Raw genomic sequence first — 21060 nt, forward strand, 5'->3', positions numbered from 1 at the left:
CCGCAAGGCTGGTTTCGCCGGCACGCCCTGCGAGCTGCAGACGGAAGCGCGCCATTGCGGTCGCGTATGCGGTCACAAGATCCGCTTGGCGAAAATAGGCGGTCGCTAGGCTTGAGCGGTCAAGCAGATGAGACATCCACTCGCCTGCCTCTACCGGCCTCAGCAAGGCAACAAACGCAAGAAAGGCGAAGCAAGCTCGTGACATTTCCAGCAGCCATATCGATCTCGGCGTGCCGGTTTGCCCCCCGGTTGCCCTCCCATAACATCCTGCCAATCGGCGCCCGGCGCAAGCCGCTTGCGGAGGCAGCTCAAAAGGCCGCCGAGCAAAGGCGCCTAGAGCCGAAGACGGTGACCCGCATCGACGAACTTGTGTGGGCGATGGCGAGGTGGAGGCGGGGTTTGCGGCAAGGGCTGAAGATCTTCACCAGCCAGGGTTCCTTAGCCGATGCGAGCCGGCGGCAGTTCGAACAGAGTGGCGCCGTTCTCCTGGCCGCGTTCGACATAGCCGATGACTCCAAACCATCTTGCGACATCCGGTCCCCGGAGCCAGCTGCGCGAGTGGATGGGGAGGTTGCCGGCAAGCGCCTGGATGTGCCGGATATGCCGCTTGCAGAAGCGGACGGTCGCCGCACGGAAGAAATCCTCCTGTGCGGCAAACAGCGTGTCGGCGGCGTCGCTGTTCTCATGCCAGGCGATGATCGCCACGGCCTTGTCGCCCTCGACAAGCGCGTGAGCACGGCCTTCCTTCAAATTCATCATCAGATTGTCGTAGGCGATCTTGCTGTCCTTGCCGGCCGCCGCGTATTCGTCCGACATCCGCTTGGACAGACCACGAAAGACATCTTCCAGATCCCCGAGCGTTGCTGCGCGTGCTCTCATTTCTCCTCCTGACGCCCCGGCAGGCAGTTTGCCCTAAGGTTGGGGGATCACCAAGCAAATCAAATCCGCTGGTGGCCTAATATGCGCAAAGTGATTTCGCCCAGAGGATGCGGGCGCCGCCGCCTACGCCGGCAAGCCTGCAATCCGCATGGCGTCGGTGACATCATCGACGATATCAGGCGCAAGTCCCACCGCGGCGGACCAGCGGCCGATGGTGAAATGCGGGTCGAGCGACAAAAGCCGTGCTCCCGCCGCTTTTGCCTCGTCGATCCGTCCGAGCCTGGCCAGCGGTGCGGCCAGCCATCCGTGCAGCATGCTGAATCCGGGGTTCATCTCCACCGCCCGCCGGCCTGATATGACGGCCTGTTCGTGCAGGCCGGTGAGAAAATTGCCGAATCCGATCATGCCTGGCGGCACACAGCTCATGGCGTCGAGGGGGTTCAGCCGTAACGCTTGCTCGCCCCAGTCGATTGCCCGGGCAGCGTCGCCGCCATAGGCAACCGACACGCAACCGAAGGCATAGACGAAGGCGCAGGAGGCGCTGAGCGTCAAAGCCTGCGCAAACGCCTCGTCGGCCAGCCTGCGATCATGCTCCACGATGCCGATGGTGAACCCGGCCAGAGCGAGCGCCATGGCGTCGCCCGAGCCGTGCTCGATCGCTGCATGGGCATGGCGGATCGATCGCTCCCGATTCTCCGGTTTCATGCCGCCGCGCACGAACAGCGACTGATGCGCCCAGGCGGCAAAGCCATGGGCAAGGGCATAGGTCGGTTCGATGGCGAGCGCCTGGTCCAGCAGCGGCAGGCCCTTGGCTGCACCATGCGGCATGAAGGTGTAGACGTCAGGCAGCGCGCGCAGCAGCAGATCATAGGCGTCGAGACTGTGGGGGCGCTGGCGCTTGACGCGTTCGACCTCGGCCCGGCGCAGATTGGGCTCTATTGCCGCAACCACGCTGATGGTGATCTCGTCCTGCAGCGCGAACACATCGGTCAGTTCGCGGTCGTAGCGTTCGGCCCACAGATGGCTGCCGTCCTCCGCGTCGATGAGCTGGCCGGTGATGCGCACGCGGCTTCCCACCTTGCGCACGCTGCCTTCCAACACATAGCGCACGCCGAGCTCGCGCCCGACCTGCTTCACATCCACCGCGCGGCCTTTATACGTGAAGCTTGAGTTCCGCGCGATCACGAACAGCCAGCGGATCTGCGACAGACCGGTGATGATGTCCTCGACCATGCCGTCGGCAAAATAATCCTGCTCCGGATCGCCGCTCAGGTTCACGAAGGGCAGCACGGCGATGGACGGACGGGCGGGAATGCCCAGGCCGGGCTTCGGTTGCTTCACCGAGGCGATAGCCTCGGCCTCCTCGCGCACGGTGCCGACGAAGCGAAGGCCCCTGCGCAGGATGGTGCGGATGAGGCGCTGCTCCTCGCCGCTGTCGTGCAGTGCATTGCGCGCCGCGTTGATGCGGCTGGCGAGCGTGGCGTCGGAGACGATGCGCCCCTGCCAGACCGCGTCGATCAAATCGTCCTTGCTGACCACCCGCTCGCGATTGCGGATCAGATATTGCAGCAGGTCGAACACCTGCGGCTCGATGGAAATCAGGTCGTTGCCGCGGCGCAGTTCGCGCCGATCGCCGTCCAGGGCAAAATCCTCGAAGAGATACGGCAAAATGGCTTGCTCCAGACCGCGCGGCAAACAGGCCGACACTTTAGCCGTGTCGTGGACGCAAAATCAAAGCGATCTCAAGGTAAAATCAAGAGGTCCTGAAGGCCGCCTCAAAGCGCGTCCGTCAGCCCTGCCGCATAGTCCTCCTGCAACCAACGCAAACAACATTTTGAAAAGGAGAACTCAAATGTCTAACACCGCAGCAAAGTCCGTCGTCCTTGTCCATGGCGGCTTCGTCGATGGCTCCGGCTGGGACGGCGTCTATCAGATCCTCAAGAAGGACGGCTATGACGTGACCATCGTCCAGAACCCGACCACCTCGCTCGCCGACGATGTCGCTGTGACCAAGCGCGCCATCGCCGCCGCTCCTGGCAACGTCATCCTGGTCGGCCACTCCTATGGCGGCGTCGTGGTGTCGGAAGCCGGCACCGATCCGAAAGTGGCAGGTGTAGTCTACATCGCAGCCTTCGCGCCGGACGCCGGAGAGTCGGTTTCGAGCCTGATCGCCAACCCGCCGCCAGGAGCGTCGGTGCCACCGATCCTGCCGCCCGTAGACGGCTTCCTGATGCTCGACAAGGCCAAATTCGCAGCCTCGTTCGCCGCCGACGTCCGTCCCTCGCTCGCCTCCTTCATGGCGGATTCGCAGGTGCCGTGGGGCGTGGCGGCGCTCGAAGGCAAGGTCACCGCTCCAGCCTGGAAGGTGAAGCCCAGCTGGTATCTGGTCGCCACGGATGACCGGATGATCCCGCCGCCGGCTCAGCGCAATATGGCCAACCGCGCCCAAGCGACGACGGTGGAAGTACCCGGCAGCCACGCCGTCTATGTCTCCAACCCCGCAGCTGTCGCCAAGCTCATCGAACAGGCAGCCGCCGGCATCGCCAAGAGCTGAACCGCATCACATCCGGAGATGGATGGCCCGGGCGCCTGTGGCGCCCGGGCTTGTTGCTTTGCTGGGATGATCCACGAAAGACATCCTCCAGATCCCCAAGCGTTGCTGCGCGTGCTCTCATTTCTCTACTGGCGCCCCGGCGGGCAGTTTGCCCTAAGGTTGGGGATCACCAAGCAAATCAAAATCCGGATGCAGGCCAATAGGAGCAAAGTTTCGCCCGAAGGATCGCGATGCAATGCAGTGTCCAGTAGTTTGGCGGACGGATCGATGTCGTTCGGCCCCGATCTGACAAGCGAAGCGTGCCGCAAATCTTCCTCGCCGCGGAAGTGCTTCACATTTCGCCGTCCAGTTGTGCCGTTGCGGGCGAAAATCCGGACGTCGTGGTCAATGATGATTGGCTACGGTAGTCGTCGAACTTTATCTCGTGAATTCGGCCGTTACCTTCAGGAGGCTTCTCAACCAAGGTCGGCTGCATGGCTCGACAAACTTCAAACGCATCAACAGACTTGCAAAACCGCGATTCAATTACCTTGCGCTGAAATGGTTACAAAACGCGAAAGAGCCCGCGCATTGTCCAAAGGACACGCGGGCTTTTTGATTGTTTTGGGGGGATCCCTCAATCCCCGTGTCGCGACCCATAAGCAGACATTGCCCTGAATGGCGCTGATGTAGGCAACGGCTAGAGTGGTGGCACTGGCAACAGGCTAGTTTCCTCTGTCACCCGGCTTGTGGCCAGCGTCGCGAGTGTCAGCCGTGCTGAAACTCGTCGTTACGCCGACAGTAGTGGAACAGAGCACGATGATCGCCAGAACTCTAAATAATGCGGTTCGCATGCTTCGCCTCCCTGCGCCGAAACCGGCCATCCAGTCTCGGAACTCAAGGATCATATCGCGTTATTCAAATGAACAACGAGGCGTCGCATACACCAATCGGTCATTTTTCCATGTCAGTTCGACGTAGGCTCATGTCAGTTCGACGTAGGCTGATGTGCAATGACCCGCGCCTCCCCACTGACGCGGGCCGACCAAGCGTTGCCTTTGGCCAGCAGCCTTACCCAGGGAAGGGACGGCGCTTTCCGTCCAACTTTCCGCCTGGTTCCCGTTTCCTCGGATGCCCTTCCCGAGAGATGGGTGATGGTGCCCAGAGGCGGATTCGAACCACCGACACGCGGATTTTCAGTCCGCTGCTCTACCAACTGAGCTATCTGGGCCTGTTCCGGCAAACGAAAACGCGTTGACCGGATTTCATGAAGGCGCCGTGGGGCGCCCCTTGAAAGCGCGTGGGTTATAGCACGGGAATTCGGCCTGTCCAGCGCCTAGGTGGCGATTTCAGACAGGAAAAGCGATGCCGTGTAATACCCCGGTTTCCATGCTGCTTGCATGGCCGGAATGGCGCACGGCATGGCACGATCCGGCCTTCGTCACCCTTGCCCGCGTCGCTGTTGCGGGCTCAAATGCCATGTCACGGCTTTTAGCCGGCGATCGAGGCACAGCAATGCTTTCGCGGCACCAGGCGCGCCGCAAGTAGTCATCGCCTATCTGGCGCCGGTCACGCCTCTGCGAAAATCGGAGGGCGACATGCCAGCCAGCTTGCGGAACGACTTGTTGAAGGCGCTGAGCGAACCGAAGCCTGAATCCATGGCGACGCGCAGCACATTGGCGTCCTGATGCATCAAAAGCGCCTGCGCGTAGCTCAACCGCAGCAGGTTGACATATTCGTTGAGCGTCATGCCGGTGGATTTCTTGAACAGGCTCATGGCGTATTTGGGGTGAATGTCGGCGGCGGCAGCGATGTTCACGCAATCAATGTCGTAGAGGAAGTTCTCGGCGATGAAATCGCACATGCGCCCGACATTGCGCGACGATTGCTGGTCGAAGGGGCTGCCCGCCTCCTGCCCGGGCGCGGTTTCGGGCACGAGCCGGTAGGGCTCGAACCGCACCCGCTCCAACCTGAGCAGCAATTCGTTGACGGCGTGTTCCGCCTTGGCCTGGTCGCCGGACCGTGCGTAGCGGTTCCAGCGCTCGAAACTATGGTTGTCGGACTGGTCGGTGGCGCCGGTCACCAGCGTGGCGCCCGTCATCAGCCGGTGCCTTATGTCCGTTGGCAGGTGCAGGCGAAAAAAATGCACCAGCGGCAGATGCGCTCCGGCATAGATGGCGTCGTCGGACAAATCGTCCATCTGGTGCGGCAGGCCACCCCAGAACAGGCACATCTCGCCGGCCGAAAGCGAAATCTCGTGGTCGTTCATGCGGTAATGCACGCTGCCGCGCACGATGAAATTCACCTCGACCTGGGCGTGCCAATGTGGCTTGAGCATCACGAGGGGATTGGTGTGAAACATCTGCAGGAGCAGTGGCAGGCCTTCCACGCTGCTGGCGCCAGGCTGGTAAAACGGCCGCTCAGGCATCTTACTTTCCGCCAATTTCATATTCCCTTTGACGGCGACAGGCCCTGCCCACTGCATAGTCTAGCCACGCTCACAGTGAGAGAGCAAATGAAATGGGAGGATTTCTATGCGCATCACAATGACCTGCGCCGCGCTCGCGCTTGCCCTGGGCTCAGCCCCGGCCTTTGCGCAATCCGGCGAAATCACCATCTGGAGCTGGAACGTCGCGGCTTCGTCGCTGAAGGCGACCATTGCCGGCTTCAACAAGCAATTTCCCGACGTCAAGGTCACGGTCCAGGATCTCGGCAACCAGCCGACCTACGACAAGTCGATTGCCGGCTGCGCCGCCGGCGGCGTCGGCCTGCCGGACATAGTCACCATCGAGAACGGTGAGGCCGAGAATTACTGGAGCCAGTTCCCCGACTGTTTCGTCGACCTGCATACGCTGGGCTACACTGCCGAGGACCAGGCGAAATTCCCCGACTTCAAACGCACCGAACTCGAAGTCGGCGACAAGGCCTACTCGATGCCGTGGGATTCGGGCCCGGTCGCCGCCTTCTATCGCCGCGACTTCTACGAAAAGGCTGGCGTCGATCCGGCGTCGATCAAGACCTGGGATGATTTCATCGCCGCCGGCAAGAAGATCCAGGCCGCCAACCCGGGCGTCACGATGACCAACGCCGATTTCAACGGCGACTCGGAATTCTTCCGCATGATCTCCAACGAGCAGGGCTGCGCCTATTTCGCCGCCGATGGCCAGTCGATCACGGTCAACCAGCCCAAATGCGTCGACGCCATGACCAAGGTCAAGGAGATGAAGGACGCCGGCATCATCTCGTCGGCGGACTGGGGCACCAAGATCACCAACAACACCGCCGGCACCGTCGCCACCCAGATCTATGGTGGCTGGTATGAAGGCACCATCCGCACCGAATCGGCCGGTGAAAACGGCAAATGGGGCGTCTATCTGATGCCGAGTCTCACTGCCGACGGTCCGCGCGCCGCCAATCTCGGTGGTTCTTCGCTGGCCATTACATCGGCGTCCAAGAACAAGGAGGCTGCCTACGCCTATCTGAAATACACGCTCGGAACCAATGAAGGCCAGATCACGATGCTGAAGGAGTTCGGCCTGGTGCCGTCGCTGGTGTCGGCGCTCAATGACCCCTATGTCTCGCAAGGCTTGCCCTACTGGGGCGGCCAGGCGGTGTGGAAGGACATTCTGGGCACCTTGCCCAAGGTTGTTCCGAGCCGCGGCACGCCGTTCCAGAGCGATGCCGAAATCATCGTCCGTGCCGTGCAGACCAAATATCTGGGCGGCGGCTATCCGGACGCCAAGGCGGCGCTCGACGACGCCGCAAGCCAGATCGCGGCGGCGACCGGATTGCCCGTCAAGTCATGACCTCCCAAGCCGGGTCCGGGGCAGGCGCTTGCGCCGCCCGGACCCGATCTCGCGCGCTCCTTGCGGGGCGTGTGATGGCTTGCATTTTCTGACAAACCGGCTCCGCTGCTGCGGGGGCATAGAATGAAACGTCGACGGATAAAGGAGGAGGAGGAAGATGCGCAACCGCAACGCCACGGCCTATCGCTTCCTCACGCCCTATCTGCTGATCTTTGCAGTCTTCTGGGTGTGGCCGATCATCAGCTCCTTCATGATCTCCTTCCAGGCGACGCGCACCGTGCCGTGGCGGTTCGCGCCAGGCTTCAACTGGGGGCGATTGATCGGCGATCCGGCCTTCTTCAACGCGCTGAAGAACACGCTGCTCATCCTAGTCATCCAGGTGCCGGTGATGATCTCGCTGGCGCTCGTCATGGCAGTGCTTTTGAACTCGCCGTTGCTCAAGGCGCGCGGCCTCTATCGCTTTGCCTTCTTCGCCCCGGTGGTGGTCGGCGAAGTTGCCTACTCGGCGGTGTTCCGGCTGATGTTCAACCTCGATTTCGGCATCATCAACAAGCTCCTGAACAGCGTCGGCCTGCCCAAGATCGACTGGTTTTCCAACGTCACGCCGGCCATGGCGCTGATCATGATCGCGGTGACCTGGCGCTGGGCCGGTTACAACGCCATCATCCTGCTCGCCGGCATGCAGTCCATTCCCGAAGATGTCTACGAGGCGGCGACGCTCGACCGTGTCAGCAAGCTCAAGCAGTTCTTCTACATCACCCTGCCGCTGCTGAAGCCGGTCATCGTGTTCTGCCTCGTGCTGTCGATCATCGGCACCATGCAGCTGTTCACCGAGCCCTTCCTGATCACCGAGCGCGGCGGACCGGGCGGCGGCACGGAGACGCTTGGCCTACTGCTCTACCGCCAGGGTTTTCGGTCGCTCAATTTCGGCTATGCCTCGGCCGTCGCCTACACCATGGCCGGGCTGGCGATCGCCATCACGCTGGCGCAGCTGTGGCTGACGAGGGAACCGAAATGAGTTCGCGCTCCTCCACCAGGCTGGGACGCAGCCTCTTGCTGCATCTGTTCCTGACGCCGCTGGCGCTGATCTGGCTGTTTCCGCTGTGGATGATGGTGGTGTTCTCGACCATGCCGGACAACGGCATCTTCAGCCCCGGCATCGAGCTTTTGCCGCACGGCAACTTCATCGACAATTTCAACAATCTGCAGCGTGACACCAATTTCGTCGGCGCCATCGGCATTTCGGTCTCGGTGGCGGTGACCTACACTGTCCTGTCGGTGCTGCTGACGTCGATGGCCGGCTGGGCGCTGGCCCGCTACCAGTTTTTCGGCAAGGGCGTGGTTGTCGCCATCATCCTGGGCACCATCACGCTCCCCTATGCGGTCGTGCTGATCCCGCAATTCATCATGGTGGCGCGCGACTTCAAGCTCGCCAACACCTGGGTGGCGCTGATCGTGCCGCCGCTGTTCAACTCGCTCGGCGTGCTGTTCATGCGACAGAGTTTTTCGATGATGCCGGACGACCTCTTCGACGCGGCGCGCGTCGAAGGCGTCAAGGAATGGCGCATCTTCCTTTTCGTCGCGCTGCCTTTGGCGCGGCCGATGCTTGCCGCACTTGCCATCATCCTGTTCCTCGCCTCCTGGAACAATTATCTGTGGCCGCTTTTGATCAACAGCCAGCCCGGTTCGATGACAGCGCCGGTGGCGCTAGGCACGCTGATCGGCCTCACCAAGGTGTCATGGGGCGGCATCATGGCGGGCGCGGTGATGCTGACGGTGCCGATGCTCGTCGTCTTCGTGCTGCTGCAGCGCCATTTCATCGCCGGCATTGCCGCCGGCGCGGTCAAGTAAACAGGATCAGCATGGCAACTGTCACGCTCAACAATGTCGTCAAGCGCTTCGGTGTCTTCGAGGTCGTCCACGGTGCCAGCATCGACATCAAGGACGGCGAATTCGTCGTCTTCGTCGGCCCTTCCGGCTGCGGAAAATCGACGCTGCTCAGGATGATCGCCGGGCTCGAGGACATCAGCGGCGGCGAGATCGCCATCGGCGGCAAGGTGGTGAACGATGTCGAGCCGGCCGACCGCGGCATCGCCATGGTGTTCCAGTCCTACGCACTCTATCCGCACATGAACGTCGAACAGAACCTGAGCTTCGGCCTGCGCATGACCGGCAACCCGAAGGCCGACACCGACCGGCGGGTGAAGCGGGCGTCCGAGATCCTGCGCATCAGCGAATTGATGGACAGGCGCCCGAAAAAACTCTCCGGCGGCCAGCGCCAGCGCGTCGCCATCGGCCGCGCCATCGTGCGCGAACCGCAGGTGTTCCTGTTCGACGAGCCGCTCTCCAATCTCGACGCCGAATTGCGCGTCCAGATGCGGGTCGAGATCTCTCGGCTGCACAAGGAACTCGGCGCCACCATGATCTATGTCACGCACGACCAGACCGAGGCGATGACACTCGCCGACAGGATCGTCGTGCTGCGCGCCGGCCATGTCGAGCAGATCGGCCGGCCGCTCGATCTCTACGACAATCCCGACAATCAGTTCGTGGCGGGTTTTGTCGGCTCGCCGAAGATGAACTTCATCAACGGCCGCATTGTCGGGCACGATGCGCGTGGTGTCGTGGTCGAGCTGGCGGGTCAGGAGAAGACCCGTATCGTGCAACCGCTGACGGGCGCTGCACCCGAAACAGGCAACCCAAAAATCGGAAGCCCAGAAATCGGCAGCAGGGTCATCGTCGGCGTGCGGCCCGAACATTTCGGCAATGCCGGAGAGGGCGACACCGACCTTGTGGTTGCCATCGACGTGGTCGAGCACCTAGGCGGCACAAGTTTCCTCTATGCCAGAACGGCCAACGGTGACGACGTGGTGATCCAGCGCGACGCGGCAAAGGTCCCTGACACGCCCGAGATCACCGTTTCCATCCGCAAATCCTACCTGTTCGACGAAAAAGGACTGCGGCTGCGCTGACCGCCGGCCCTTTCCAGCCTTCAAGGAGAATGACAATGAACGCAACCACGCCCATTCGCTGGGGCATTCTCGGTCCGGGCAGTATCGCCCAGTCCTTTGCCGGCGGCGTGGCCGCTTCGCGCACCGGAAAGCTGGTCGCCATCGGCGCGCGAAATCCCGGCAAGCCCGGCCTCGCCGAGAGTTTTCCCGGCGCCCGCATTCTCGATGGCTACGACGCGCTGCTCGCCGATCCCGACATCGATGCCGTCTACATTTCGATACCGCATCCCGGTCATGCGCAATGGGCGATCAAGGCGGCCGAGGCCGGAAAGCATGTGCTGTGCGAAAAGCCGCTTGCGCTGACCGCCTTCGAGGCCGACGCCATGATCCATGCCGCGGGCAAGGCCGGCACATTCCTCGGCGAAGCCTTTATGTACCGGCTGCATCCGCAGACGCTGAAGCTGGTGGAGCTGATCAGGTCTGGTGTCATTGGCGACATCAGGATGATCAAGTCTAGTTTCGGCTTCGCCATGCCGGGCTTCATGCCGCAGCACCGGCTCTATGCCAACGATCTCGCCGGCGGCGGCATTCTCGACGTCGGCGGCTATCCCGTCTCGATGGTGCGGCTGATTGCCGGCGCCGCAGTCGGAAAACCTTTCGCTGAGCCAGACAAAGTGGTCGGCACCGCCCATCTTGGCCAGTCCGGCGTCGACGAATGGGCCTCCGCGCTGCTGCATTTCCCAGGTGGCATTGTCGCCGAAGTCTCCTGCAGCATCTCGCTCAACCAGGACAATGTCTTGCGCATCCTGGGCACCAAAGGTCGCATCGAAGTGCCGGACTTCTGGTTCGCCGGCGGCAACCGCGACGTCGGCCTCGGCCAGATCGACGTCATCGCATCCGACGGCGCGCGCGAGACCATCAGCGTCAACGAGAGGCGCCATGTCTATTCCTTCGAGGTCGACGCAGCCGGTGAGGCCATCCGCGCCGGGCGGCAGGAATTCGCCTGGCCGGGCATGGCGTGGGCGGAGAGCCTCGGCACCTTGCGCGTGCTGGACAGATGGCGCGCGGCAGCCGGCCTCGAATACGGGATCGAGAAGGCTCAACAACGCGTCAACACCATCTCCGGCCGGCCATTGCGATCGGGAGGCACGGCGATCGCCAAGCGCACGATCCCTGGCCTGTCGAAGCCGGCGTCGGTGGTGGCGCTCGGCTTCGAGGATTTCCGTACGTTCTCCTCGGGTTCGATCCTGCTCGATGCCTTCTTCGAGGCCGGCGGCAATCTCTTCGACACCGGTTTTGTATATGGCGCCGGCTACACCGAAAAGTTGCTTGGCGAATGGCTGAAAAATCGCGGTGTGCGCGCGCAATCGGTGGTCATCGCCAAGGGCGCGCATTCGCCGCTCTGCTATCCCGACGTGATCGGCAAGCAGCTCGACCAGTCGCTCGACCGCCTGCAGACCGACCATGTCGATGTCTATTTCATGCATCGCGACAATCCGGGTGTGCCGGTTGGCGAATTCGTCGATGCGATGGATCGTGAGGTCAAGGCTGGCCGCATCCGCGGCCCGTTCGGCGGCTCGAACTGGACGATGGAACGCATAGACGAGGCGATTGCCTATGCCGAACGCACCGGCAAGCAAAAGCCCGGCGCGCTGTCCAACAATTTCTCGCTGGCCGAAATGCTGGAGCCGATCTGGGCAGGCTGCGTCACTGCGTCCAGCGATGCCTGGAAGACCTGGCTGACCGCCCGGCAGATGCCGAACTTCGCCTGGTCAAGCCAGGGGCGTGGCTTCTTCACCGATCGCGCCGGGCGCGACAAGCGCGACAATGAGGAACTGGTGCGGGTGTGGTACTCGGAGCGGAATTTCGGCCGCCGCGACAGGGCGATCGAACTTGCCGCGAGACTGGGCAAGAGCCCGATCCATATTGCGCTGGCCTATGTGCTCGCTCAGCCGTTCCCATCCATCCCGCTGATCGGGCCACGCGCGCTGGACGAACTCGATGACAGTCTGCGCGCCCTCGACATCACGCTGTCGCAAGCCGATCTCGAATGGTTGGATGGCGGGAGTCTGCGCGCTGCCTAGTTAACTGCCTGTTTAACGGCGCCGGTGTCAGGTCTCGTCATCGAAGGCCCTGACGCCGCGCCGGAGTTCTCAAATTGGCATACATGCCGGTCGTGCGGAATTGGCTCGGCGTGATGCCGTAGCAGCGGCGAAAGACCTTCGAGAAATAGTTGGCGTCCTCGAAACCGCACAGGATGGCGACTTCCTTCACCGGCAGGAAATCCGCCTTGGTCAGCAGCTTTGCCGCCCGTTGCAGGCGCTGCTGCAGCACGAACTCGGCAGGCGGCAGGCCTTCGCTTTCGGCGAAGCAGCGTGAGAAATGGGCCCGGCTGAGGCCACTGATCTGAACCAGGTCCGCCACCGGCAGCGGCCTGTCGAGATTGGCGTTGATGTGATCGATGACCGGCTGCATGACGCTCTGTTTTTCGGCAAAGGCATGTGAGCCGAAGACATCGTCATAGAGCGCCATCGCCGCCTCGTAAGCGACGGCGGACGCAGCCCCCGGCGAAGCGGCTCCTTTGATCAGACGCAGGCTGCAATCGGCAAGATGATCGATCGTCGCCGGCTGCAGCCGAAATACCGGACCCGAGACGCTGAGGATCGACTTGTGGATGCGCAGCGCCTCCTCGCCGTTCATCGAAATCCAGAAATATTCCCAGCGCTCGTCCCCGGCCAGCCAGTAGCGGTGGTTGTGCGGCACCAGCACCAGCAAGGTGTCGTTCTTCTGCAGGCGGTAGTTGCGGTTCTCGTAGCGCAGCCGGCCGGTTCCGCTGATCGTGTGCTGGAGCACGGTGAACGGCGTCTGGCCGCGCCTGCGCCCATCCCAGTCGTAGATTTCGTCCTCGCGCACCTCATAGCCCGTGCTCGTCGGCATGGCGTGCAGGCGCTGGCGGCCGCGCGGCAGCGAGATCGTGCGCATGGACTGTCCGTTGGCGATCAAATCTTGCAGCACAAAATTACCCTTGAAAGCATAATCCTTCTCTGGTCGCGCTCGCGAATAAGCGCATAATCCCCGTCGAAAAGCGAGAGAGATCCGCAGTCGAGGAGCGGACAGGGAGGTTGGCGAGCCGGATTCCGGCTTGTCTTGCATGCGTGTCGCGGCATGTGGCTACAGCCTCCCATTGTCATTCCTTGCCTGCCATTCGAATGGAATGAGGTGCGGCTGATGAGTTTCAAAATCGCTATCATCGGTGCCGGCAGCGTCGGCTTCACCAAGAAATTGTTCACCGACATCCTCTGCGTGCCCGAATTCACCGACATCGAATTCGCGCTGACCGACGTCAGCGAGCACAACCTTCAGATGATCAAGGCGATCCTCGACAGGATCGTCGAAGCGAACAGATTGCCGACCAGGGTGACGGCGACCACCGACCGCCGCAGGGCGCTTGAAGGCGCACGTTACGTCATCAGCTGCGTGCGGGTCGGAGGTCTCGAAGCCTATGCCGACGATATCCGCATTCCCCTGAAATACGGCATCGACCAGTGTGTCGGCGACACGATCTGCGCCGGCGGCATCCTCTATGGCCAGCGCAACATCCCGGTGATCCTGGATTTCTGCAAGGACATGCGCGAGGTCGCCGAGACCAACGTCAAATTCCTGAACTACGCCAATCCGATGGCGATGAACACCTGGGCAGCGATCGAATACGGCAAGGTCGACACTGTCGGGCTCTGCCACGGCGTCCAGCACGGTGCCGAGCAGATCGCCGAGGTGCTGGGCGCGAAGTCCACGCAGGAGCTCGACTATGTCTGTTCCGGCATCAACCACCAGACCTGGTTCATCGACCTGCGCCTCAACGGCCGCCCCATCGGCAAGGACGAACTGGTGGCCGCCTTCGAGGCGCATCCGGTCTATTCGCAGCAGGAGAAGCTGCGCATCGATGTCCTGAAGCGCTTCGGCGTCTATTCGACCGAAAGCAACGGCCATCTTTCCGAATATCTGCCCTGGTACCGCAAACGCCCCGACGAGATCACGCGCTGGATCGATATGTCCGACTGGATCCACGGCGAGACGGGCGGCTATCTCCGCCACTCCACCGAAACCCGCAACTGGTTCGAGACGGAATATCCGCAGTTCCTCCAAGCGGCGTCACAGCCGATCGATCCCGGGAAGCGCTCCAACGAGCATGCCAGCCACATACTGGAGGCGCTGGAGACCAACCGCGTCTATCGCGGCCACTTCAACGTCAGGAACAATGGCGTGATCACCAACCTGCCGCAGGATGCCATCATCGAGTCGCCCGGCTTCGTCGACCGCTTCGGCATCAACATGGCCGCCGGCATCACGCTGCCGGAAGCCTGCGCCGCCACCTGCATCGCCTCGATCAACGTCCAGCGCATGTCGGTGCATGCCGCGATATCAGGCGACATCGATCTGCTGAAGCTCGCCGTGCTGCATGATCCCCTGGTCGGCGCGGTTTCGACCCCGGAGGAGGTCTGGCAGATGGTCGATGAAATGGTCGTCGCCCAGGCGGCCTGGCTGCCGCAATATGCCCATGCGGTTCCGGCCGCCAGGGAACGGCTGTCGACATCGGCGGTAAAGACCCGCGAGTGGGCGGGCGCCGCGCGGCGCAGCGTTCGCTCGATCGAGGAATTGCGCGCCGAAAAAGCAGCGCTGAAACAAGCCGGCTGAAACGGGCCGGCTGAGCCTCATGCGGTGATGGTGAATCCAAGGGAGGCGGATCCACTCTCACGAAGCCGTTTTGAGTTCGAGGAGAAGCGGAGCAGGTGCAAACGCTCCGGAACAAACAAGAGGGAGAGAGACAGTGAGGAATTTACGCAATATCGGCCTTGCTGCCGGACTGGCGCTGAGCGTCTCGGTTTCGGCACTCAGTGCATACGCTTCCGAGCCGACGGTTCCGCCGGCGCCGACACCGTTCCCCGCCGAGGGCAAGATCAACTATGTCTCGCGCGATTCCATTCTGGAGTTCAAGGCGCTCCCGCAATATCACGAGCCCGACTGGATCACCGAGAAATACGTCAAGACCGGCAAGTTGCCGCCGGTGAAAGACAGGCTGCCGAAAGAACCGCTGGTCTTCAAGACGGGTAACATGCAGGACGGCATCGGCGTCTATGGCGATACGATGCGCCATGTCATCGGCGGGCGGCCGGAAGGCTGGAACTACGGCGCCGGCCAGACGCAAGGCTGGGGCGGCATCGACATCGGCCTTTCCGAATGCCTGACGCGCACCGCGCCGCTGTTCCAGGTCGAGGCGAAGGACACCGAGCCGCTGCCGAACCTGGCCAGGAGCTGGGACTGGTCGAGCGATGGCCACAAGCTCACCATGCATCTGGTCGAAGGGGCGAAGTGGTCGGACGGCGTTGCCTTCAACGCCGACGATGTCATGTTCTATTGGGACGACGAGGTCGTTGATCCCAATGTCTCGCCGCTGAACGGTGCCACACAGGAAACCTTCGGTGTCGGCACGACGCTGAAGAAGATCGACGACTACACCGTCGAGTGGACCTTCAAGGAGGCGTTTCCGAAACAATATCTCTATGCGATGGCCTACGGCACCTTCTGTCCCGGTCCCGCGCACATATTGAAGCCGCAGCATCCGAAATATTCGAAGAACACCTACGACCAGTTTAAGAACGCCTTTCCGCCGGAATTCATGAACATGCCGGTGATGGGCGCCTGGGTGCCGGTCGAGTACCGGCCGGACGACATCATCGTCATGCGCCGCAACCCCTACTATTGGAAGGTCGACGAGAAGGGCAACCAGCTGCCTTACCTCAACGAGCTGCAATACAAGCTGTCGACCTGGGCCGACCGCGACGTCCAGGCGGTTGCCGGCTCGGCCGACTTCTCCAATCTGGAGCAGCCGGAAAACTTCGTCGCCTCGCTGAAGCGCGCTGCGGAGGCAAATGCGCCCGCACGCCTGGCCTTTGGCCCGCGGCTCATCGGTTACAATCTGCGCATGAATTTTTCCGCCAATGGCTGGGGCAACCCGGACGAACGCGGGCAAGCTGTGCGCGAGCTGAACCGCAACGAGGACTTCCGCAAGGCCGTCACCATGGCGCTCGACCGCAAGGCGCTCGGCGACTCGCTGGTCAAGGGTCCGTTCACCGCCATCTATGCCGGCGGCCTGTCGTCAGGCACCAGTTTCTATGACCGCGATTCGACCGTCTACTACCCCTTCGACCTCGAGGGCGCCAAGGCGGAGCTCGCCAAGGCCGGCCTCAAGGATACGGACGGCGACGGTTTCGTGAACTTCCCGGCCGGCACCGCCGGCGGCAAGAACGTCGAGGTCGTGATGCTGGTCAACAACGACTACACAACCGACAAGAGCCTTGCCGAAGGCGTCGTCGCCCAGATGGAAAAGCTCGGAATTCGGGTCGTGCTCAACGGGCTCAACGGCACCCAGCGCGACGCCTCGCAATATTCCGGCCGCTTCGACTGGCTGGTCCGGCGCAACGACCAGGAACTGACATCGGTGGTGCAGAACACCGAGCAACTCGCTCCCGTTGGTCCGAAGACCAGCTGGAACCACCGCGCGCCCGAAAGCGGCGAGGTAGACTTGATGCCTTTCGAAAAGGACCTCGTCGATATCGTCAACAAGTTCGTCTCGTCCGAGGACAATGACCAGCGCGCGAGCTTGATGAAGCAGTTCCAGAAGATTTCGACGGAACACGTCTACAATGTCGGCCTGACGGAATATCCTGGCGCGCTGATCATCAACAAGCGCTTCTCGAACATTCCGCAAGGCACGCCGATCTTCATGTTCAACTGGGCCGAGGATTCAATCATCCGCGAACGGGTCTTTGTCGCCGCCGACAAGCAGGCGAAATACGAATTGTTCCCTGAGGAGCTTCCCGGCAAACCCGGAGACAAAGGCCCGATGGACTAGGAGCCCGATGAGATGAATTAGGTTTACCTCCCTGACCAAGAGAACTCCGGCCGCGCCGCTGGCGCGGTCGGACAAAACCAACCTCCGGACGCAACCAAAAGGCGCGATCGGCGAGACAAGGAAGCGGACCGTCCATGCTGCGATTCCTGCTCACGCGCATAGCGTCGGCAATACCGGTCCTCGCCATTCTGAGCCTGGTCACCTTTGCCATCATCCAGGCGCCGCCGGGCGACTACGCCGACTACATCCGCTCGCAGCTAATCAACCAGGGCGGTGCCTCCTTCGCCGAGGCCGACGCGCAGGCCAAGGCCTATCGCATCGAGCATGGCCTCGATAAGCCGCTGCCCGTCCAGTATCTGAACTGGATCGGCGGCATCATCACCCGCGGCGATTTCGGCTACAGCCTCTACTACAACAAACCGGTCGCCGATGTGGTCGGCGAGCGCCTGCCGCGCACGCTCATTCTGGCGCTCGTCTGCCATCTGCTGGCCTCGGTGCTCGGCATCACATTCGGCATATGGGCGGCGACCCGGCAATACACCTGGATCGACTCGACGCTGTCGGCCATCTCCTTCCTCGGCATGACGGTGCCGCGCTTCCTGATGGCGCTGATCATCGTCTATCTCATGGTCTTCCAGTTCAACGTGTCGGAGATAGGCAGCTTCTTCTCGCCGCAATATGGCGGCGCGCCATGGTCGTGGGCCAAGTTCGTCGACCTGGTCAAGCATGTCTGGCCGGTCGTGGCGATCGCTACCTTCGGCGGTCTTGCCTACAATATGCGCGTCATGCGCGGCAATCTGCTCGACACGCTGAACGCGCAATATGTCGAGACGGCCAGGGCCAAGGGGCTGACCGGCGCCGCCGTCGTTATGCGCCATGCCGTGCCCAACGCGCTGCACCCGCTCGTCATGTATCAGGGCGTGGTGCTGCCCTACATGCTCACCGGCGAGATCGAGACGGCGATCATCTTCGCGCTGCCGACCGTCGGCCCGGCAATCGTCGGCTCCATGGCCGTCGGCGACGTCTATGTCACCGCCACCTTCATGATGGTCCTGTCGGCGACGCTGATCGTCGGCAACATCATCGCCGACATGCTGCTCGTCCTGCTCGATCCGCGCGTACGCCAGTTCGGGGAGGGTTAGATGTTGGCGCGCGATCCATCACCGCCACCGCTGCCGGCCGAAGGTCCCATCGTAGCCAAACCGGCGCGCGGCAATGAGAGCTACATCGCGCTGGTCTGGCGCCGGCTGAAGCGCTCCTGGACCGGCATGGCTGGGCTTTGGCTGGTCGTGCTGCTGCTGGTGATGGCCGTGTTCGCCGAGTTCATGGCGCCAATGGACCCGAAGGTCACGGATGTCGGTTTCGCTCCCCCGCAGTTGCCGAGCTTCTATGACAAGGACGGCGGTTTCGTCGCGCGGCCGAGGGTCTATGCGCTGGCCGATTCGGTGGACCTCGATCCGGTCACTTTCCAGCCCGTCGTCGGTCCCGACTATGACCATCCAAGGCTGCTTGGTTTCTTCGTGCATGGCGCGCCCTACAAGCTGTTCGGGCTGTTGCCGGCGGACCGGCATCTGTTCGGCTCGCTGGACGGCCAACCAGTGCATTTCCTCGGCACCGACAAATTCGGCCGTGACGTGCTGTCGCGCGCCATCCATGGTTCGCGTGTCTCGCTGATGATCGCGCTGACGGTCGTCTTCATCATCACCGTCATCGGCACCACCGTCGGCATGGTCTCCGGTTATTTCGGCGGCAGGTTCGATGTCTGGATGCAACGCTTCGTCGAACTGGTGCTCGCCTTCCCGCAGCTGCCGCTCTATCTGGCGCTGACGACGCTGATCCCGGTCACCGCTCCCACCAACGTCTTCCTGGCTTTCGTCATCATCGTCATGTCGGCGTTGGGCTGGGCGCAGATGTCGCGCGAGGTGCGCGGCAAGACGCTGGCGCTGGCGCGGATCGAGTATGTGCGCGCCGCCATGGCGGTCGGCGCCACCGACCGGCGCATCATCATGCAGCACATCTTTCCCAATGTGATGAGCCATGTGATCGTCGCCGTGACGCTGGCGATCCCGACGGTGGTGCTGCTCGAATCCTTCCTCGGTTTCCTCGGCTTCGCCGTCAAGCCGCCGCTGATCTCGTGGGGCCTCATGCTGCAGGACACCGCGACCTATTCCGTCATCGGCACCTATCCCTGGATACTGTCGCCAGTCGGTTTCGTGCTCGTCACCGTCTTTGCCTTCAACGCGCTGGGCGACGGCCTGCGCGACGCCGTCGATCCCTATTGAGGTGGCACAGATGTCCGTCGCGTTCGCCGAATCCTTCGCACCGATCGTCCGCCACGACCATGACGGGCGCCAGGACCAGCCCATCATCGACGCCCGCAATGTCGCGGTGGCCTTCAAGGTCGAGCATGGCGTCGTCGAGGCGGTCAAGGACATCTCGTTCCAGCTCTATCGCGGCGAGACGATAGCGATCGTCGGCGAATCCGGTTCCGGCAAGTCGGTGACGGCGCGCACCGTAATGGGACTGCTGTCGCGACGCGCCACAGTGTCGCCCGGATCGAGCGTTTGCTATGACGGGCAAAACATCCTGAAATTTCCTGAGAACGCCCGCCGCAAGCTGCGCGGCAACCGCATCTCGATGATCTTCCAGGAGCCGATGAGCTCGCTCAACCCGATCTATACGGTCGGCAGCCAGATCGTCGAGGCGATCAGGGTGCATCGCAGGGTCAGCCGCAAGCATGCGTGGGCGCGCGCACTCGAACTTCTGCAGCACGTGCAGATTCCCGATCCTGTCGCGCGGCTCAAGCAGTATCCGCACCAGCTATCGGGCGGGCAACGCCAGCGGGTGATGATCGCCATGGCGCTGGCCAACAATCCCGATGTGCTGATAGCCGATGAGCCGACCACGGCGCTCGATGTCACCGTCCAGGCGCAGATCCTGAACCTGATCCGCAGCCTGCAGAAAGAGCTGCGCATGGCGGTGATCCTGATCACCCACGACCTGACCGTGGTGCGCCAGTTCTCCGACTACGTCTATGTCATGCAGCATGGCGAAATGTGCGAGCACAACGTCACCGAACGGCTTTTCGCCGATCCGCAGCATCCCTATACAAGGCGGCTTCTCGCTTCCGAGCCGCACGGGCAGCCGAAGCCGCTGCCGGAGGGCTGCGGCACCATTCTCGAGGCCAGCGGCGTGCGCGTCTCATTCATGCTGCGCCACGGCACTTTCCTGAAGCCGGATTGGCGAGAGCTGGTCGCCGTCGACGATCTCAGCCTCAGCCTGTGCCGCCATGAGACGCTGGGGCTGGTCGGCGAATCCGGCTCCGGCAAGACCACCTTCGGTCAGGCCCTGCTTAGATTGATAGACGCCAAGCGCGGCGAGATCCGTTTCGACGGCAAGCCGATCCACGGCCTGTCGCGGGCCGAGATGCGGCCGTTGCGCTCGCGCATGCAGATCGTCTTCCAGGATCCGTTCTCCTCGCTCAACCCGCGCATGACGATCGGCCAGATCATCGAGGAAGGGCTGATCGTCAACAGCATAGGGGCGACGCGGCGCGAGCGGGTCGAACGGGTGCGCGATGCGCTGGTCAGCGCCGGCATGCCGGGCGATATACTGTCACGGTTTCCGCACGAATTCTCCGGCGGACAGCGGCAACGCATCGCGATCGCCCGCGCCATCGCATTGGAACCCGAATTCATCCTGCTCGACGAGCCGACATCGGCGCTCGACCTTTCGGTCCAGGCGCAGATCATCGACCTGCTGCGCAAGCTGCAGGACGAGCGCGGCCTCAGCTACCTCTTCATCTCGCATGACCTCAAGGTGGTGCGTGCGCTATGCCACCGCGTCATCGTCATGCAGAACGGCAAGATCGTCGAGCAGGGCCCCGTCGACGACGTCCTGTCCAATCCCAAGACCGCCTACACCGAACGGCTCGTTAGGGCCGCTTTCGACGTGGCCTGAACATATGCCGGAGGTTAG

Annotated in this window: 15 protein-coding genes and 1 tRNA gene; 11 read left to right on the forward strand and 5 right to left on the reverse strand. The window is 62.4% G+C overall.

Annotated features, from left to right (window positions below; translation table 11 throughout):
• Positions 1–438: 438 nt before the first annotated feature.
• Both EN993_RS02930 and EN993_RS02935 read right to left on the reverse strand, forming a co-directional pair.
• Positions 439–879 (reverse strand): hypothetical protein, encoded by a 441-nt coding sequence (locus tag EN993_RS02930; protein ID WP_109666627.1) that lies wholly within the window; start codon positions 877–879, stop codon positions 439–441.
• A 123-nt stretch (positions 880–1002) separates the two neighbouring features.
• The gene (locus EN993_RS02935) at positions 1003–2547 is read right to left on the reverse strand and encodes a winged helix-turn-helix domain-containing tetratricopeptide repeat protein (protein ID WP_127262332.1); all 1545 of its coding nucleotides are present in this window, start codon (positions 2545–2547) and stop codon (positions 1003–1005) included.
• Between the two features lie 184 nt (positions 2548–2731).
• Between EN993_RS02935 and EN993_RS02940 the strand changes: the two genes are divergently transcribed.
• Positions 2732–3433 (forward strand): alpha/beta hydrolase, encoded by a 702-nt coding sequence (locus tag EN993_RS02940; protein ID WP_127262333.1) that lies wholly within the window; start codon positions 2732–2734, stop codon positions 3431–3433.
• Between the two features lie 1134 nt (positions 3434–4567).
• Here the strand turns inward: EN993_RS02940 and EN993_RS02950 are convergent.
• Positions 4568–4643: transfer RNA gene (locus EN993_RS02950), tRNA-Phe, on the reverse strand.
• A 324-nt stretch (positions 4644–4967) separates the two neighbouring features.
• Positions 4968–5861 (reverse strand): helix-turn-helix domain-containing protein, encoded by an 894-nt coding sequence (locus EN993_RS02955; RefSeq protein WP_206532339.1) that lies wholly within the window; start codon positions 5859–5861, stop codon positions 4968–4970.
• 85 nt (positions 5862–5946) lie between these two features.
• Between EN993_RS02955 and EN993_RS02960 the strand changes: the two genes are divergently transcribed.
• From EN993_RS02960 to EN993_RS02980, 5 genes are all read left to right on the forward strand, one after another.
• Positions 5947–7218 (forward strand): ABC transporter substrate-binding protein, encoded by a 1272-nt coding sequence (locus EN993_RS02960; RefSeq protein WP_109670578.1) that lies wholly within the window; start codon positions 5947–5949, stop codon positions 7216–7218.
• A gap of 157 nt (positions 7219–7375) precedes the next feature.
• Positions 7376–8236 carry a sugar ABC transporter permease gene (locus EN993_RS02965; protein ID WP_109670576.1) on the forward strand — a complete coding sequence of 287 codons (861 nt, stop codon included), beginning with the start codon at positions 7376–7378 and terminating at the stop codon, positions 8234–8236.
• Positions 8233–9069 (forward strand): carbohydrate ABC transporter permease, encoded by an 837-nt coding sequence (locus tag EN993_RS02970; protein ID WP_127262335.1) that lies wholly within the window; start codon positions 8233–8235, stop codon positions 9067–9069. Before EN993_RS02965 ends, EN993_RS02970 begins: the two co-directional genes overlap by 4 nt.
• 11 nt (positions 9070–9080) lie before the next feature.
• Positions 9081–10190 carry a sn-glycerol-3-phosphate ABC transporter ATP-binding protein UgpC gene (ugpC, locus tag EN993_RS02975; RefSeq protein ID WP_127262336.1) on the forward strand — a complete coding sequence of 370 codons (1110 nt, stop codon included), beginning with the start codon at positions 9081–9083 and terminating at the stop codon, positions 10188–10190.
• A gap of 35 nt (positions 10191–10225) precedes the next feature.
• Positions 10226–12253 (forward strand): aldo/keto reductase, encoded by a 2028-nt coding sequence (locus EN993_RS02980; RefSeq protein ID WP_127262337.1) that lies wholly within the window; start codon positions 10226–10228, stop codon positions 12251–12253.
• 37 nt (positions 12254–12290) lie between these two features.
• On the opposite strand, the gene EN993_RS02985 is transcribed toward EN993_RS02980, so the two are convergent.
• The gene (locus EN993_RS02985; protein WP_206532340.1) at positions 12291–13322 is read right to left on the reverse strand and encodes an AraC family transcriptional regulator; all 1032 of its coding nucleotides are present in this window, start codon (positions 13320–13322) and stop codon (positions 12291–12293) included.
• Between the two features lie 75 nt (positions 13323–13397).
• Here EN993_RS02985 and EN993_RS02990 point away from each other — a divergent pair, with 75 nt between their 5' ends.
• The 5 genes from EN993_RS02990 (at position 13398) to EN993_RS03010 (ending at position 21042) form a co-directional block, all read left to right on the forward strand.
• Complete coding sequence (locus tag EN993_RS02990; RefSeq protein WP_127262339.1) at positions 13398–14864, forward strand: alpha-glucosidase/alpha-galactosidase; 1467 nt, start codon at positions 13398–13400, stop codon at positions 14862–14864.
• A 133-nt stretch (positions 14865–14997) separates the two neighbouring features.
• Positions 14998–17082, forward strand: coding sequence for an ABC transporter substrate-binding protein (locus tag EN993_RS02995; RefSeq protein ID WP_127262340.1), 2085 nt, complete (start codon positions 14998–15000; stop codon positions 17080–17082).
• A 134-nt stretch (positions 17083–17216) separates the two neighbouring features.
• The gene (locus EN993_RS03000) at positions 17217–18224 is read left to right on the forward strand and encodes an ABC transporter permease (RefSeq protein WP_127262341.1); all 1008 of its coding nucleotides are present in this window, start codon (positions 17217–17219) and stop codon (positions 18222–18224) included.
• Complete coding sequence (locus tag EN993_RS03005) at positions 18225–19364, forward strand: ABC transporter permease (RefSeq protein WP_126067675.1); 1140 nt, start codon at positions 18225–18227, stop codon at positions 19362–19364. It begins immediately after the preceding gene.
• A gap of 10 nt (positions 19365–19374) precedes the next feature.
• Entirely contained in the window at positions 19375–21042 is a 1668-nt protein-coding gene (locus EN993_RS03010; RefSeq protein ID WP_127262342.1) for an ABC transporter ATP-binding protein, read from the forward strand.
• Positions 21043–21060 lie beyond the last annotated feature (18 nt).

Source organism: Mesorhizobium sp. M7D.F.Ca.US.004.01.2.1, from assembly GCF_003997785.1.
Lineage (GTDB): Bacteria > Pseudomonadota > Alphaproteobacteria > Rhizobiales > Rhizobiaceae > Mesorhizobium > Mesorhizobium loti.

Coding starts and splice junctions, on each gene's coding strand:
- EN993_RS02930 (WP_109666627.1), bottom strand. CDS start 879: ATGAGAGCACGCGCAGCAACGCTCGGGGATCTGGAAGATGTCTTTCGT.
- EN993_RS02940 (WP_127262333.1), top strand. CDS start 2,732: ATGTCTAACACCGCAGCAAAGTCCGTCGTCCTTGTCCATGGCGGCTTC.
- EN993_RS02955 (WP_206532339.1), bottom strand. CDS start 5,861: ATGAAATTGGCGGAAAGTAAGATGCCTGAGCGGCCGTTTTACCAGCCT.
- EN993_RS02960 (WP_109670578.1), top strand. CDS start 5,947: ATGCGCATCACAATGACCTGCGCCGCGCTCGCGCTTGCCCTGGGCTCA.
- EN993_RS02965 (WP_109670576.1), top strand. CDS start 7,376: ATGCGCAACCGCAACGCCACGGCCTATCGCTTCCTCACGCCCTATCTG.
- EN993_RS02970 (WP_127262335.1), top strand. CDS start 8,233: ATGAGTTCGCGCTCCTCCACCAGGCTGGGACGCAGCCTCTTGCTGCAT.
- ugpC (WP_127262336.1), top strand. CDS start 9,081: ATGGCAACTGTCACGCTCAACAATGTCGTCAAGCGCTTCGGTGTCTTC.
- EN993_RS02980 (WP_127262337.1), top strand. CDS start 10,226: ATGAACGCAACCACGCCCATTCGCTGGGGCATTCTCGGTCCGGGCAGT.
- EN993_RS02985 (WP_206532340.1), bottom strand. CDS start 13,322: ATGCAAGACAAGCCGGAATCCGGCTCGCCAACCTCCCTGTCCGCTCCT.
- EN993_RS02990 (WP_127262339.1), top strand. CDS start 13,398: ATGAGTTTCAAAATCGCTATCATCGGTGCCGGCAGCGTCGGCTTCACC.
- EN993_RS03000 (WP_127262341.1), top strand. CDS start 17,217: ATGCTGCGATTCCTGCTCACGCGCATAGCGTCGGCAATACCGGTCCTC.
- EN993_RS03005 (WP_126067675.1), top strand. CDS start 18,225: ATGTTGGCGCGCGATCCATCACCGCCACCGCTGCCGGCCGAAGGTCCC.
- EN993_RS03010 (WP_127262342.1), top strand. CDS start 19,375: ATGTCCGTCGCGTTCGCCGAATCCTTCGCACCGATCGTCCGCCACGAC.